The sequence below is a fragment of the Pseudomonas sp. MWU13-2862 genome, assembly GCF_023242495.1.
Lineage (GTDB): Bacteria > Pseudomonadota > Gammaproteobacteria > Pseudomonadales > Pseudomonadaceae > Aquipseudomonas > Aquipseudomonas gingeri_D.
Genome location: NZ_JALMEZ010000048.1, coordinates 1 through 351, shown reverse-complemented (window position 1 = coordinate 351; position 351 = coordinate 1). Strand labels below are relative to the sequence as shown.

The 351-nt window shown below is 56.1% G+C and carries 1 protein-coding gene; it reads right to left on the bottom strand.

Annotated elements, in window-relative coordinates:
• The coding region (locus M5C56_RS32320) for a transposase (RefSeq protein WP_247263514.1) at positions 1-287 on the bottom strand (287 nt) is incomplete at its 3' end.
• Positions 288-351 lie beyond the last annotated feature (64 nt).

The following is a 351-nucleotide window of genomic DNA, read 5'->3' as shown; positions in this document are numbered from 1 at the left end:
TCCGACATCAAGAGCGCGGTAGCCTTTTTTAGTATCGATTTCTCGCGCTCAAGGCGGGCGATCCGAGCTTCCAACTCCTGGATTTTTTGCTGCTCTGGAGTTAGCGCCTTGCTCTGTGGGGTGACGCCTGTGCGCTCCTGCTGAAGCTGGTCGACCCAACGGCGCAGTGCCGATTCGCCAACGCCGAGCGAGCGGCTGGCCTCGATGAAGCTGTAATTTTGCTTGAGCACGAGGTCGGCAGCCTCGCGTTTGAATTCAGCGGAAAAGGTACGGCGTTGTTTGGTCATCTGACACCTCGATCTGGCGGGTATTCTCGCCTAAATGGGTGTCCAGTTTCATTAGACCACTACA